This window comes from Bradyrhizobium sp. AZCC 2230 (assembly GCF_036924495.1).
In the GTDB taxonomy this organism is placed as follows: domain Bacteria; phylum Pseudomonadota; class Alphaproteobacteria; order Rhizobiales; family Xanthobacteraceae; genus Bradyrhizobium; species Bradyrhizobium rifense.
Genome location: NZ_JAZHRS010000001.1, coordinates 9,425,956 through 9,440,161, shown reverse-complemented (window position 1 = coordinate 9,440,161; position 14,206 = coordinate 9,425,956). Strand labels below are relative to the sequence as shown.

Here is a 14,206-nt window from a genome sequence, read left to right as displayed (position 1 = left end):
TCCTCGTTCATCAGAACAATTGGAAGGACAGATCATGGACTTGCTCGCATACACCAAGGCAATCGCCGAACGCATCGAGGCACAGGCCGCTCAAGCCAAGGTTCCGGCGGCCGTTTGTGTCATCGACATTCATGGCAACATCATTCTCAAGCATCGGATGAATGGCGCGCCGACGTTTTCGCTCGAACTGTCGGAGCGCAAGGCGTACACGTCTGCGCTGGTCGGACTTCGCACGGCAGACCTTTCGCCACTCGTGCAGCCCGGACAGGAGCTGTTCCCGATGATGGGCCTCGCCGGCGGACGGTTTTGCTCCATGGGCGGCGGCGCACCGCTGAAAATCGATGGCCAACTGGTCGCAGGCGTCGGCATCAGCGGCGGTACCGTCGATCAGGACGTCGCAATTCTCGAAGCCGGGCTCCGCGAGCCGGCAGCCTCGGACATCGTCAAGATGAACATCGAGGTCATCGTCCTGCCCGTCGCGGACGCTGACCGCGCCAAGCGCTTCTATGGCGACCTGGGCTGGAGGCTCGACATCGACTATTCGGGCGACGATTACCGCGTGATCCAGTTCACGCCGCCCGGCTCGGGATGCTCGATCATCTTCGGCAAGAACGTGACGACGGCGTTGCCGGGCTCGGTTCAGGGACTCCACCTGATCGTTTCCGATATCATGGCGGCGCGCAGCGAGCTCGATCGGCGCAGCATCGCCGTCAGCGATGCCTTCCACGATGCTGGCGGCATCTTCCACCACGCGGGATCGGGCATCCTTGCTGCAGGACCCAACCCCCAGCGCAAGAGCTATGCCTCCTATGCGTCGTTCAGCGACCCCGACGGCAATAGCTGGGTGCTCCAGGAGATCACGGCGCGATTGACCGGTCACATTGAGGACGGCGACGAGAGCTTTACGCCGGAGCTGACGGACGTCGTCCGTCACGCGGAAGCTACCCAGCACAGCCGTGAGGGAACAAGCGACCTCGGCCTCAAGTCCATCATGGTGGCGGCTGGATAACACAGCTCCCCCGCCCAATCTCTCGAAATACGGAAGGCGCAGCGCCATGAACATGCCAACCTTGCTTACTCTCTCGGTCGCTATGATCAGCATGACGCTGCCCGCCCCTGCCCAAGACCTGCGGTCCAGCCGACGCTTGATCAGCTATCACACGGTCGAGGTCCAAGGCCTCAAGATCTTCTATCGCGAGGCCGGGCCGGCTGACGCTCCAACCGTGCTACTGCTTCACGGCTTTCCATCCTCCTCGCGGATGTGGGAGCCATTGCTGCCGCTGCTTGCGGACAAATACCATCTCATCGCGCCCGACTATCCCGGGTTCGGCAACAGCAGCGCACCGCCGCCGTCTGAATTCAACTACACGTTCGACAACATCGCCGGCGTGATCGGCGAACTGACGAGCAAGCTTGGCCTGACCGACTACGTGCTGTTCATGCAGGACTACGGCGGTCCTGTCGGCTTCCGGATGGCGCTGTCCCATCCCGAACGGGTCCGCGCCATCATCATCCAGAACGCCGTCTCGCACGAGCAAGGCCTCAGCCCGCTCTGGGCTGCGCGGCGGAAATACTGGGCCGATCCGGCGCACGAGCTCGAGGCGCTCAAGACCAATTTCACCTCTTTGGAGGCGACGCGGCAGCGACACCTCGGCACAAGCCCGCGCCCGGAACGCTACGACCCCGACACTTGGACCGACGAATATGCGTTCCTGACCCGTCCCGGACAGGCCGAAATCCAGACCACGCTGTTCCTGGATTACCGTACCAACGTCGCCTCATATCCGAAGTGGCAGGACTGGTTGCGCAAGACCAAGCCGCCGACGCTGGTGGTCTGGGGGAAATACGATCCGTCCTTCACCGTTGCTGGCGCCACCGCCTATCGCGACGACGTGCCCGATGCCGAGGTCCATATCCTCGAAGCCGGCCATTTCGCGCTGGATGAGGCAACCGACGAGATCGCATCGATCGTCCGCGACTTTCTGGCGCGGCTGGACGGGCACTAGGACCACGAGCCCAACGGTCCCGCTCGGGATGCGCCCCGCCGGCAGCTCAACGGCACTTAACAACGCTTAACGGGCGACCGCCCGCGTTCGGGCCTATCGCTATGGGGTGACATCACCTCATGCGAGAGGGAAGGGCCCGGATGATTCCGCTGCTGGCAAATGCAATCGAAGCCCATGGCGGCCTGCGCCAATGGAACGCGCACAGGCGCCTCACCGCCACAATCGTGACGGGGGGCGATCTCTGGGCGCTGAAGGGTCTCGATCAGGATCAGGATCCGCGCACCATGCGGATCGATCTTCATCGCCAGTGGGCATCGGTCGAGCCGTTCGGGAAGCCCGGCCAGCGCACCGAGTTCAGCCCCGAACGCATCGCCATCGTCGCCGCGGATGGACGTATTGTCGCAGAGCGGAAGAACCCGCGCACGTCGTTCGCGCGGCACGACATGCGGACGCATTGGGATCTGCTGCATCGGGCCTATTTCAACGGCTACGCGCTCTGGACCTATCTGACCACACCCTTCCTGCTCGCCTCGGATGGATTCGAGGTGCAGGAGATTCCACCCTGGCATGAAGGCACCGAGATCTGGCGCGGACTGCGCGCGAGCTTTCCGGCGGTGGTTGCGAGCCACAGCAGCGAGCAGGATTTCTACTTCGGTCCTGACATGCTGATCCGGCGACATGACTATCGCGTCGAGGTGGCCGGAAATTTCCCCACCACGCAATATGTGTCCGATCCAGTCACGATCGGCGGGATCACGACTCCGACGCGACGGCGAATCTATCTTCGCGACGACGATCTGATGCCGATGCACGATGCACTGATGGTGTCGATCGATCTCTCGGATTTTCGGTTCGACTGAGACGCCGCCCTTTCAGCTTTCATCCAGCAACGCCCGTGCCGCCCTCAGATCGGCGGTCTCAAATCCCTCAGAGAAGCGAGCGAGCGTTTTGGCAAGATCGTCGAGCGGATTTCGAACATTTTGGCGACGCCGCAGCCGCGCCAACGACATCTCGCTCCGCAATCGCCAGGATAACGCCCCTTGTCGTTCGGCCATCGCAATCGACGCGGCGAAGCTTGCTTCGGCGGCATCGAGTTCGTCGCCGCGCCCCTCGAGCTCGCCGCGCAGGCGCAGCAGCTCCGGCATGTCGAAGGCCGCGCCTTCGGGCCCGACGCGCGCGATGGCCTCGTGCAGGAAAGCGCGTCCTTCCGTCAATTGCCCGAGTGCAGCCAGCCCCTGTGACAGCTCGGCGATGAACGTAGACGCGTAGAGCTCGTAACGATCCACATGCAGGCGCGGCAACGCGCTCCGCAGCAAGTCGATCCCGCCCCTGACCTCGCCGCGGGCGATCATGGCCTGGGCCCGAAAGCCAGTCGCGACGGCTTCATAGGGCGCGAGCCCATGCAAGCCGGCATGCGTCGCAAGTCGCTCGGTCAACGCCTCGACGGTGCCCCAGTCGCCGACCCAGCCAAATACCGAGGCCGACCAGCACAGCGCAATACAATGCATCACGACGTCACGTGGCGCAGCAGCGCCGATGAGCGGGCGGACGCATTCGACCGCACGGTCGGGTAAGCCACGCAACCACAGGACCCGCGCCAATGGAATCTGCGGCGTGCGCGAGTAGGCAAAATGACCAGGCTGCGCCTCGCGCAGCGCCGCGTCGTCGCGCACGCCTTCATCCAAATGGGCCTGCGCCTCAGTTTGGTTGCCGACGAGATGATAGGACACCCCAACGAGAGCCTTGCTCCCGGCGATTCCCGCGGTATCGCCGATCAGGCGGGCGACCCGCTCGGCCTCCAGCGCGATCGGGATCAGATGCTGGTAGTCGCCGGTCCGGCGATAAAACATGTTCAGCCGCGACAGCAGCCTGAAGGTGTTGGCATGGTCGCCCAGCGCGTTTGCGATCTCCAGCCCATGCTTCAGCGCGCTCTCAGCCTGCTCGCTGTTGCGTTCCGTGAACATAAAGGCGTGGCCGAGCGTCGACTGGAGTTCGAGCTCCCACCGGCTGCCACGGTTGGTGTCGTCAAGCATCGCAAGCGCGCGTTGGGACCAGAGGCGCGCCTCGTTGAGCAGATTGAGCTCGACGAATAGCCGGGCGCAGCTCCCCGCGAGCGGCACGCGTAGATCGGCGCCAAAATCGTTGGCATAGCTCCATTCCAGCGCGGCACGGGCATCGGCGAGCAGGCTCGCCCGGCTCTGCGAACGCAAGGCCTGATCGCTGCCGGCCGCCTCGGTCATGCCGACTTCGAGCGAGCGCTGAACGTATCCGGCATGCCGGCGCGCGACCGCTTGCGCCTCGCCGGCCTCGACCAGTTTTTGAAGCGCATAGGCGCGCGTGGCGTCAAGCAATCGATAGCGGCGCGAAGCGCCCTCCGGCCTTCTCGAAACCAGCGACTTGGCCACCAGCTGCTCCAGCGCATCAACGACACGTTCGACCGCCTCGTTCTCAGCGGCCGCGATCGCCATCGCGTCCTGGAGCGTGAAAGATCCCGCGAAGACGGCGAGGCGCTGAAGCACGATCCGCTCTGCCTCCCCGATCAGGCCAAAGCTCCAGTCAAGCGTGGCGCCCAGGGTCTGTTGTCGCGGCGGCGCCGTGCGCCGGCCGCGCCATTCGAGCTTCAACCGGCTGTCGAGAAGCGCGGCCAACTCCCGCAACCCGTACACACCAACACGCGCGGCGGCGAGTTCGATCGCAAGAGCAATGCCGTCCAGCTTGCCGCAGATCTCCGCAAGGATCTCCGCATCCTCATCGGTAACGTCGGACCTGTGACCGGCCGCCACGGCGCGTTCCATAAACAGGCGGGCCGCCGGATAATTCACCATCTCGTTTGCGCTGAGACCGGCACCCTGCGGCGGGCCCGGCAGCGGAACAAGCTCGAAAATCTGCTCGCCTTCCACCAACAGCGACTCGCGGCTGGTCGCGAGAAGGCTGACGCCCGGCGCCTCGCGGTGAATGGTCTCTGCGAGGCGTGCGACCTCGTCGATTACATGCTCGCAACTGTCGAGGACCAGAAGCAGGCGGCGGCTGCGCAGAAAACTGACGACACTGCCGGTCGGATCGGAATGATGAACGACGAGACCCAGCGCAGCGGCGAGCGTGCTGACGATGAGCGCCGCATCCCTCAGGGGACCGAGGTCGAGAAAATGGACGCCGTCCTCGAACGTCTCCCACATTTCGTGCGCAAGAGCGATCGCGACGGTGGACTTGCCGATACCACCAGGACCTCTGAGCGTGACGAAGCGCTCGCTGAGCAGGCGCGCAGCCAGCTCCGACAGCACGTCCTCACGCCCGACCATCCGGTCCAGGCGATGCGGCAAGGCCAAAGGCGACGCCACGCTTCCGGCCGCCTGCAGCGCGGACTTCGACGCCGGCAGGCGCTCGCCACGCTCTACCGTCGCGACGAAGCAATAACCCCGGCTCGGGACGTTCGTGATGTAGCGGGCACCGTCCTTGCCGTCGCCCAGAACCTTCCGGAGCTCAGCGACATGGACCCGCAGGCTGATTTCCTCGACGGCCAGACCTGACCACGCGAAAGCGAGGATTTCGTTCTTCGGCACGACCTCGCCGGCGCGGCTTATCAACAAGCGCAAGATATCCATCGCGCGGCTGCCCAGCTTCACCGGCACACCGTCCCGCTCGAGCAGGCGCGACCGGAGGGAGAATGGCCCAAACGAGACCGCATCGAGATCGAGGCTCGCGGAGCCTTTGCCACGAGAGGCATTTTCTAACGGGAGCTCGGTCACTTGGGACTCACAGGCGAGACTCGACGGACGCGACCATGAGCAACGTCTGCTTCACGGAACGGAACGCAACAATAGCCGGCGCAACAACGCCGCCTCCGTTTGATCCAAACCTTTGAAATATTGACAAAAATCCAGTCTCCCGCGACCCGCCGCCGCACCCCGTCCGCGCCCACATAATCTAACACATCCTAATCACCCCTAACGGGCTTCCAAGCCTGCTCACGCCTATCCTGTCAGCATACCGAGGATGCGAGTTCACCGGTCATAACGCACGACCGCGAAGCTCAGAAGGAACAAGCGATGCTGACCGAATTGCAGGAGACCAACGCCCGGATCGATCTTCCGGCCGGCCCGAGAGATCACGAAGCTCCGCACGCGGCGCAGGCGATCCCGCGAGAAGCCAGGTGGCGTCAGATCGTCCGCAGCTCGCAGGCCGCGCTGGATGACATCACGATCTCGCGATGGGACGACGCGCGGGAGGCCTCGTGGCACGCAGCGACGTCGCCGCCCGACCGATATTTCGTCGGCATTGCGTTGAAGACAACGCGCGTCATCCTGACCAGAGAGCGCCGGGTCATCTTCGACGGCACCATGCCGTCAGGTACTCTGTATGTCAGCGCGCCGTCGAAACAGCTGAGTGCCCAATTCCAGGCGCCTTGCGCTTTCCTTCACGTCCACATCTCTGCGGAGCATTTCCCGACGCGATGGGCGCAGGGCGCGGCCGAGGGGCTCGACGACCTCGTTCTGTTGCGCGATCCGCTCGCCGCGGGCCTTGCCAAGGCACTCTCCGAGCAAGGCGACGCCGCTGGCCATCGATTTGTCCACTGCATTGGCCAGATCCTTGCGATGCATCTGGCCCGGCCCGAATTGCCGCGTGCCAAAGTCAATGCGCTGCCGAAATGGCGCCTGCGGCGTGTCGAGCAACATGTCGCCGCTCATTTCGAACGCAGCATCAGCCTGTCCGAGCTCGCCAATGTTGCAGGCCTCTCGCGGATGCATTTCGCCGCACAGTTCCGTGCAGCGACCGGATACCGTCCCCGCGAATACCTGCTCAATCATCGGATCGAGCACGCAAAGTCGCTACTGACGACGACGCAGCGGCCGCTGGCCGAGATCGCACTTGCCATCGGGTTCAGCACCCAGGCGCATTTCTCGACCGTATTCAAGCGCATCAGCAGCCAGACGCCGGCGCGATGGCGCGCCGCCGCCAGGAACGAACGGCCAGAGCTTGAAAGCTTTCCGCGACGCCGGCTTTCGCCAGACACGGATTGGGCCGTCAATGGACCCTACGCAAATGCGCTGTGAGGCGTTCAACAGCCGCGGCAGATGATCAGCTTGCGATCGATCTCCGCGTCGAGTCGTCGCAGCTCCAGATCCGACGGCGACAATTGAAGTCCTCCAGTCGTGTCGCTCAGGCGCGGCTGGCGGTGACCGATGGGAGCCTGGCCCGGTAAGCTGAACGCGAAGCGATGGGTTTCGCTCGTCATGTCGGCGCTGCCAGCGAAGACGGGCGCGGAGCCCAACAGAAGCGAGGCAGCCATCATGGTCAAACCAAGTCGTTTCGACATTTCCTTCTCCTATCGCTGTCACGATCGGTTGTTCTCAGATGAACAACCGGGTGCAATCGATAGAATCTGCGCGCTACACGGTGACTTCGTGCATGCGAGATCGCGTTACCAGTGAAACGGCACGATCGCGAGCCGGCAAATCGCGTTAGCGAGCGGACGCGATCTGCCGCAATCCCTTGGCCGTCGGCGTCGTGGCCAGACATCGCGCGAGTGTCATGGCGAGCTCGGACGACATCAGTGGATGATGAACCATCCCGGTGATTCCAGACGCAGCCAGAAGGTGCGCCGCAAGATCGTGCGTCGACGGGCTTGCGAGGATGATCGGCAGGCCCGGCGCCGCCCTGTGCAGCGCTGCCGCGAGTTCGAGCGCAGAACCACCCGGCAAGTGACATACCAGCACCGCGTCGAAGCGCGCACGGGCGGACCGGCAGGCCGCTTCAGCCTCAGGAAGCCCCGTGAAACCGACCGGCTCGTAGCCGAGTGCCGCCAGGATCTCCTCGTGGCGCAACAGGCGCCTGCGATCGGTTTCGAGCACCAGGATTGTCTCGCCTGCGCCGCGAAACGCGAGAGACGGTGCCTGCTGCACCGATACCGGATCGCGCGAACCATCGGACGGCAGCCATACGTCGAAGCGGGTCCCCTCACCCGGCGTGCTCTGCACGGCGACTGCGCCGCCATGCTGTTCGACGATCTCGCGAACCGTTGCCAACCCAAGACCGGTGCCATCGGTACGCGTCGTGAAAAACGGCTCGAAGATTCGCTCCAGCGTGGCGTCGTCCATCCCGGGCCCGGGGTCGGAGACTGAGATGACGACGAAACGGCCTGATCCCAGATCGGTCCGTCCGATCCGCAGCGGATGGATGACTTCGCGCTCGGCAATGCGCAGGTCGACGAAGCCCGGCTCCTCCAATGCCTGCGCCGCATTGTTGCAGAGATTGAGAATGACCTGCTGCAACTGTTCCGGCTCACCCGATACGGTCGCGGTCTCAACGCCCTGGCTGATCGTGAGCTTGACGTGCGATGGCAAGGATGCGGCGAGAAGAGCCGCAGTCTCCGCAACCAGCACCTCGACGCTTATGCGTTCCTGCCGGCCCCGGCTGCGCCGGCCGAAGGTCAGGATCTGCCCCACCAGCTCGCGTGCCCGCTCGCCGGCCCTGCGGATTTCTGCAAGGCTCGCCGCAGGCCGACTTCCCGGCTTGATCCAGCTGTCGGCCATCTCGACATAGCCGAGGATCGCGCCGACGATGTTGTTGAAATTGTGCGCGATGCCGCTTGCGAACGTGCCGATCGTTTCCATCCGCCGCGCCTGTTGCAGGCTCGCCTCGAGCCGCTGCTTCTCCTGCTCCAGCTTCACGCGCCGCACCGCATTGCGAATGGCGTCGAAGGCCATGCGAAAGAGAGCAAACTCGGCCCATTGGCTCAGCGCTGAGGCCTGCACCGCTTCGAAGCCGAGAATGGCCCCCTGTTGTTCTCCGGACAGGGTCTTGATGCAAAGCCAGCCGCGAATACCGGCTTCTTCGAGGAGATTCATCAGATCATGGGGATGCGACGGTCTCACTCTGGGAATATAGATGATCACGTCTTCGCCGCCGTCAAACCGCTGAGCCAGACCCAACGCCCGCTCCGGCCAGCCTTCGTCGAGGCGTACGCCGTCGCGGGACCACCGGTAGACATTTCCGTTGGTCGCTGACCGCCAGGCGAAATAAGCTCTGTCCGCACCGATGCAGCCCGCCAGCTCCTCCAGCGCGTGCTCGACATGGTCCCTGAGCTCATCGCCGTGCGAATAGATGAAGCGCATCGAGATGTTTGCGATCACATGCTCGAAGGCCGCACGCCGTCGCAGCGCCCTGGCCCGCGCGCGTAGCAACAAGCCGAAATACACCAAACCGCCGAGTAACAGCAGCGATGTGAGATACTGCAAAAGACGATTCTTGCGCGCCGCCGCCCGCGCGCCGAGCTGGCGCTTGACGATCAGGGCATGAACAGCATCCTGTTCGCGGTTGCTGGCTTCGGCGACCACCGCTTTCAGAATGCCATCCACGGCCGGAAGCAGATCATGCAGCAGCTGGCCGTGCGCAATGACGGCGCGTATTGACGCCGCCTCGTCCGGCGAGGCCTGCAGATGTACCAGCCTGTCGAGCTCTGCCTGAACCTCGTCGGCGCCGGCACTCGACGCATTAATCGTCAGCTGCAGCATGGCAGCCGCAAGCGCGGAGACGCCCGCGACCAGAGACTTGTCATTCGACGCGGAAAGACGGGCGCTGAACATGCCAAAATAGGCAAAGGAATTCTGCAGCAGAGCATTCTGGCTCTTGAACTGCTCGATCAATTCCTCTTGCCGGAGGGCGCGATCGGCCAGGACGTCAATCGCCGCATTCTCCTCTCTGTCCGAGCCCGCGCGGCTTCGCGCAACCGGACCACCGCAGCATCATAGGCATCGACCATCCGCACGAGGGCGTCATAGTTCCGCGACAGACCGGCGCGCGCCGTCAGGACCTCGCGGCTCATGCCGCGTTCGAACCGGGTAAAATCTGCGAGAGCCTGCGTCTGGCGGTCATAGCGGTCCGAATTCAGGTTGAGGCCGTTGAAGAGAAGCCAGGTCAACAGCGCCAGCAGAAAGGATACGCCGACCACACCAGGAGCGACTTTCATGGTCCACCTCCGACAGCCACGCCGCGATATTGTCCGGTCAGGCTGTTGAGATAGGCGACCAGCGCCTCCACCTGCTGATCGGTCAATGTCGCGTTCAATTGCGCGAAGCCCATTTTGCGGACTGCATCGTCGAGCGTGGGCGCGCTGCCATCATGAAAATAGGGAGCAGTCGTCGCGACATTGCGCAGGCTCGGCACCCGCAGGATCTCCGGATATCGCGAAGCCAGCGGATGAAAGATACCGTGACGCTGAAACAGATTGCCGCCGACATTCACGCCCTGATGGCATGATGCGCATCCCAGGGACTTGAACAACTTGTATCCGTCCAGCTCCTTGTCCGACAGCGCAGACCTGTCTCCGGCAAGCCAGCGATCAAACCGGCTGCCCGGCGTGACCAGGGTCCGCTGAAAGCTTGCAATAGCGTCGACGATATTGCCCGGATCCGGTCGATGGCCATAGGCGGCGATGAAGGCCATCCGCATACTGGGATCAAGACCAAGCTTAGCGGCGATACCGGCGAGACTGCTCCCCATGATCTGCGGATTGACCAGCGACGCCGAGACATCGGCCTCCACGGAGCGAAATTTTCCCTCCCAGCCGAAGCGAAAATTGAGCGTCGAGTTGAAGACGGTGGTCGTGTTCAGCGGCAACTCAGCGCCATCCCGGCCGAAATCGTGCCGCTTCATGCTTGCGCCGTTCGTACGGACGTCGTGGCACGACGAACAGCTCCGCGAATTGTCGACCGACAGCCGCGCGTCGTTGAACAGGCGCTCACCGAGTTCGACCTTGAGAGGATCGATCTCGGGAGCCGGCGGCATGGGCGTGATGGGCTCTTCCGCACTGCGCGCCGCTGCTGACTGCGGCGGCAACTGGAACGGGGCGAGAGACGGCGCCTGAGACGGGTGCAGACAGATCACGAGCAGTGCGCCGATCGCCACGACAGAGCGCCAACGCTTCAACTCACGGAAGATCCTGGTATGGGCGATTCCGGACAAGCCTTGCACTTAAGTTTCGCATTACGCTTCGGCAATGCGGGGCCACGACGGATTGGGCCGTCACCCTTCAAGTCTTATTGATCGATACGGCAGCCTCTCGCCGCTGCATCGATCACCCCTTAGAGCCAGCTAAGCCGCATCAGGCAGATCAGGCCGCTCCTGAGGCTACGCGAGATGATGGAGCGGGCGGTCGCGCGATAGAAGCAAAGTCCGGCAACTGCGAGGAAGACAGTGTCAGCAATCACGGCAATACCTCACCACCCGCTCGATGTCCGCCCGGCCGTTGATGCCAAGATCGCGCAAGGTACGATCGTCATATTGGGACAAGGCCGCGACGGCGCGATCGATCTCCCGCTCCCGACGCCAATGCTTCCAGAGCACCGCACTCATTTCGCCCAGCGACGTCCACCAGCTCCAGCCGCGTCGATTGTGCAAATCAGCCCACGAGCCGCTGGCCGGACGCGGCAAACGCGCAGATGCAGTGCGTCGCATCAGCTCAACAGGAAACGCCGCGTTGGGATGGAGCGCCGCGCCATAGAGTGCAAATCCCTCCATCAAGAATAGCAAGATCGCCGACGACCAACTGGTTGGACTATCTGCTTCCGCTGACGGCTCTGGCGGTCTTGGTGCATCCACCACTGTGCCAAGTCGCACCGCACGGTCCCGCCGACCGCTGCTACGGTGATCTGAAATATCCGCGATGCGGCCGGCTTTCATCTCGAGAGGCCGCACCACGCGGACCTCGTTTGGGGGCAAGTTCTGTTTCAACATGCGACGCGTTCTCCAGCGCAATGTTTGCAGGAGATACCCTGACGTTCGGCTGTTACGCCGGCATCACTGTTACGGGGAAAACGGTTACGATTGCAGCCGGCCACCGCCACGCTTTCACCATCACGGAATGAGCCGGCCTAGAACGGCTCGACCGGGACGGTGAAGACGTAGCCCACGCCACGCTCGGTCTGTATGATGCGCGGCGCGCTCGGGTCGTTCTCCAGCTTGCGGCGCAGGCGCAAGACCTGGACGTCGATGCTGCGATCGAAGATATCTTCGTGAATGCGCGTTGCCTGGAGCAGATGCTCGCGGCTGAGCGGGCGTTCGGGCGCCTCTAGGAAGGCCAGCAGAAGGGCATATTCGCCCTTGCTCAGGGGAACCGGCGCGTTGCTGGCGTCGACCAGCTTGCGGCCGCGGCGCTCGAGCTTCCAGCCGCTGAACCGATAGCCGCCGCGCTCGGGATCCCTGGCGCGCGCAGCCCGTCCTATCTCCTGACGCCGCAGCACCGCGCGGACACGCGCCAGCAGCTCCCGCAGGCTAAACGGTTTGATGATGTAATCGTCGGCACCAAGCTCAAGGCCGACGATGCGGTCGATCTCGTCGGGACGGTGCCCGGTCGTGATGATCACGGGCACGTCGGAGTGCGAACGTATCTCCCGCAGCAGGTCCAGCCCGTCCTCCTGACCGAGGCGAAGGTCGAGAATAATCAGGCAGGGTTGCGCTCCCTCGAGATGGCGATGCAATTCGGCGCGGTTGGATGCAGCTCTCCCCGGTACATTATGCTCTTCCAGATATTTGATTACCATTTGCCGCAAGGTGGGATCGTCATCGACAACGATGACATGGCCGACGTCTGCCAACATATTTGATCTCTCAAACTTGCCTTATCCGACCTGGTCGTGCCGGCTTTGGCTGATACGAAAATGAGTTCCTCTAAAGCCAGCGGCACCCGGTTGAAATCCGTTGTCATGTGCCGAAGACCTTCCTTCTTATGTGCGAACGACAAATATAGATGTTGCCTGTCATGCCTACCGAATAGGTCATTTTGCCGTCAGACTCGGCAAAATCTCCGATACGTGATGAATTGTGATCTGGGGGATTTGCTACCCACGCGAACATCGTCTCGACGGGCCTGCGGAGCCGGCGTTGTTCAGTCAGCTCAGAACGATTCTAAATCAGGCAGCGCAGCTGCCGAGGTGCCTGATCATGAGTCGACGTCATTTCACGTGCTTGTGGATGCTGCGCGACATATCACGGGTGCCGTGACTGCGTCAGATATTGATACATGGCAGCGAGCTCGTCGCTGTCCATCCGTCCGATCGGACGCCACGGCATCTTCTCCCCGATCTGATGCCCATTCGGATCGACGCCGGAGCGCATGGTGGCGATGAATTCGTCGCAGGTCCACTGCGCGACGATACCGAGATCTGGACCGAGCGGCGGCAACTGGCCAGGTACACCACCACTGAGATCCTTGCCGTGGCACTCGCGGCAATCCTGATAGGACAGGAGGTATTCACCGTATTTGGCCGTCGGTCCCCTTGGCGGGGCGGCAATACGCGCGGCGGTCACCGGCTTCGCATCCGGCAACATCCCGGCCCCCAGCATCGCCAGGCCGACGAGGTTAAATCGATCGAGCCGATCAGGCGTGGGCGCGCCCGCGGCCGGAAGACTGCGAAGATAAGCGATCACCGCAAAGGTGTCGTCGTCGCTGAGCCGGCTCGCGTTGGTGAAGGACATGATCGTGAGCCAGCCTCCGCTCGCATCAACGCCGTTGCGAATCGCGCGAAAAATCTCCCCATCCGACCACCGCTTCAGCGGCCCGGCGGGCGTGAGATTGCCGGCCACGAACGAGCCGATATTGATCGGAAGATCCTCGGCAAGATTGCCACCACCGGTCAACTCCGCCTTGTGGCATCCGCTGCAAAAGCTGTCGGTCACGGCCTTGCCGCGCGCGACTCGCTCGGGCGTGAGTTCGACCTTGACGCTCGGGAGAGGCGCGGAGCGCACGTGCTGCTTGACGAGGCCCGTCGCGGTCAGCGCGCTGACCGACGACACCAGGATCGTCAATACGGCTGCGAGCCCCACACCGCTCCATCTCAAGACGCGCGACCGGACCCGCAGGGCACGCCAGCCGATCCAGACCATGAATGCCGCAAGAGCCACCAGTAAAATAAGACTGATAATATTCGGCATGTTCGTCCTCACGCACTCGAAAGGAGCGATTTTCGTAACTATGAGGGCGAGACTACAGCGTTGTTTCAGCGTCGGCGGTGTGAGTTACTGTTGTAACAGGACGCGGGCCCGCGCTGATCGTCGCCCCGATGTCCGCCGCCGCCACAACGCCATGATGCGTTGCCACCGTAACCAATTTGGCGCAGTGCGGAAGTTCTGCCGTAATGGCGATCCCACCACTCTCCCTCTGCTCATCGACTGCCCACGGCCGATGCTCGACAATCAGAGGAACC

General features: G+C 63.0%; 12 protein-coding genes. 4 read left to right on the top strand and 8 right to left on the bottom strand.

Annotated elements, in window-relative coordinates; genetic code table 11:
• Positions 1–34: 34 nt before the first annotated feature.
• The 3 genes from V1280_RS44885 to V1280_RS44875 all read left to right on the top strand — a co-directional run bounded on the left by V1280_RS44885 (position 35) and on the right by V1280_RS44875 (position 2,866).
• The gene (locus tag V1280_RS44885) at positions 35–1,009 is read left to right on the top strand and encodes a heme-binding protein (RefSeq protein ID WP_334537552.1); all 975 of its coding nucleotides are present in this window, start codon (positions 35–37) and stop codon (positions 1,007–1,009) included.
• Between the two features lie 46 nt (positions 1,010–1,055).
• Positions 1,056–2,006, top strand: a complete 951-nt coding sequence (locus V1280_RS44880; protein ID WP_334537550.1) for an alpha/beta fold hydrolase — start codon at positions 1,056–1,058, stop codon at positions 2,004–2,006.
• A gap of 140 nt (positions 2,007–2,146) precedes the next feature.
• Positions 2,147–2,866, top strand: a complete 720-nt coding sequence (locus tag V1280_RS44875; RefSeq protein ID WP_334537548.1) for a hypothetical protein — start codon at positions 2,147–2,149, stop codon at positions 2,864–2,866.
• 12 nt (positions 2,867–2,878) lie between these two features.
• Here V1280_RS44875 and V1280_RS44870 read toward each other — a convergent pair whose 3' ends face one another.
• Positions 2,879–5,752: an ATP-binding protein gene (locus V1280_RS44870; RefSeq protein ID WP_334537546.1), complete on the bottom strand. Its 2,874-nt coding sequence runs from the start codon at positions 5,750–5,752 to the stop codon at positions 2,879–2,881.
• 300 nt (positions 5,753–6,052) lie between these two features.
• Between V1280_RS44870 and V1280_RS44865 the strand changes: the two genes are divergently transcribed.
• Complete coding sequence (locus V1280_RS44865; RefSeq protein WP_334537545.1) at positions 6,053–7,057, top strand: AraC family transcriptional regulator; 1,005 nt, start codon at positions 6,053–6,055, stop codon at positions 7,055–7,057.
• 5 nt (positions 7,058–7,062) lie between these two features.
• Here the strand turns inward: V1280_RS44865 and V1280_RS44860 are convergent, their stop codons facing one another.
• The 7 genes from V1280_RS44860 to V1280_RS44830 all read right to left on the bottom strand — a co-directional run bounded on the left by V1280_RS44860 (position 7,063) and on the right by V1280_RS44830 (position 13,934).
• The gene (locus tag V1280_RS44860) at positions 7,063–7,320 is read right to left on the bottom strand and encodes a hypothetical protein (protein WP_334537544.1); all 258 of its coding nucleotides are present in this window, start codon (positions 7,318–7,320) and stop codon (positions 7,063–7,065) included.
• Positions 7,321–7,465: 145 nt separating this feature from the next.
• A complete protein-coding gene (locus V1280_RS44855) occupies positions 7,466–9,679 on the bottom strand; it encodes a two-component system VirA-like sensor kinase (protein WP_334538598.1) in 2,214 nt (737 codons plus the stop codon).
• On the bottom strand, positions 9,646–9,972 hold the full coding sequence (locus tag V1280_RS44850; RefSeq protein ID WP_334537543.1) for a hypothetical protein: 327 nt from the start codon (positions 9,970–9,972) through the stop codon (positions 9,646–9,648). Before V1280_RS44850 ends, V1280_RS44855 begins: the two co-directional genes overlap by 34 nt.
• Positions 9,969–10,931: a cytochrome-c peroxidase gene (locus V1280_RS44845; protein WP_334537542.1), complete on the bottom strand. Its 963-nt coding sequence runs from the start codon at positions 10,929–10,931 to the stop codon at positions 9,969–9,971. The genes V1280_RS44850 and V1280_RS44845 overlap by 4 nt, the downstream gene beginning before the upstream one ends.
• Before the next feature lie 270 nt (positions 10,932–11,201).
• Complete coding sequence (locus V1280_RS44840; protein WP_334537540.1) at positions 11,202–11,738, bottom strand: DUF1127 domain-containing protein; 537 nt, start codon at positions 11,736–11,738, stop codon at positions 11,202–11,204.
• 137 nt (positions 11,739–11,875) lie between these two features.
• Positions 11,876–12,601 carry a response regulator gene (locus V1280_RS44835; RefSeq protein ID WP_148773284.1) on the bottom strand — a complete coding sequence of 242 codons (726 nt, stop codon included), beginning with the start codon at positions 12,599–12,601 and terminating at the stop codon, positions 11,876–11,878.
• Between the two features lie 388 nt (positions 12,602–12,989).
• Positions 12,990–13,934, bottom strand: a complete 945-nt coding sequence (locus V1280_RS44830; protein ID WP_334537538.1) for a c-type cytochrome — start codon at positions 13,932–13,934, stop codon at positions 12,990–12,992.
• Positions 13,935–14,206 lie beyond the last annotated feature (272 nt).

Coding starts and splice junctions, on each gene's coding strand:
- V1280_RS44850 (WP_334537543.1), bottom strand. CDS start 9,972: ATGAAAGTCGCTCCTGGTGTGGTCGGCGTATCCTTTCTGCTGGCGCTG.
- V1280_RS44835 (WP_148773284.1), bottom strand. CDS start 12,601: ATGTTGGCAGACGTCGGCCATGTCATCGTTGTCGATGACGATCCCACC.
- V1280_RS44880 (WP_334537550.1), top strand. CDS start 1,056: ATGAACATGCCAACCTTGCTTACTCTCTCGGTCGCTATGATCAGCATG.
- V1280_RS44840 (WP_334537540.1), bottom strand. CDS start 11,738: ATGTTGAAACAGAACTTGCCCCCAAACGAGGTCCGCGTGGTGCGGCCT.
- V1280_RS44875 (WP_334537548.1), top strand. CDS start 2,147: ATGATTCCGCTGCTGGCAAATGCAATCGAAGCCCATGGCGGCCTGCGC.
- V1280_RS44860 (WP_334537544.1), bottom strand. CDS start 7,320: ATGTCGAAACGACTTGGTTTGACCATGATGGCTGCCTCGCTTCTGTTG.
- V1280_RS44865 (WP_334537545.1), top strand. CDS start 6,053: ATGCTGACCGAATTGCAGGAGACCAACGCCCGGATCGATCTTCCGGCC.
- V1280_RS44830 (WP_334537538.1), bottom strand. CDS start 13,934: ATGCCGAATATTATCAGTCTTATTTTACTGGTGGCTCTTGCGGCATTC.
- V1280_RS44885 (WP_334537552.1), top strand. CDS start 35: ATGGACTTGCTCGCATACACCAAGGCAATCGCCGAACGCATCGAGGCA.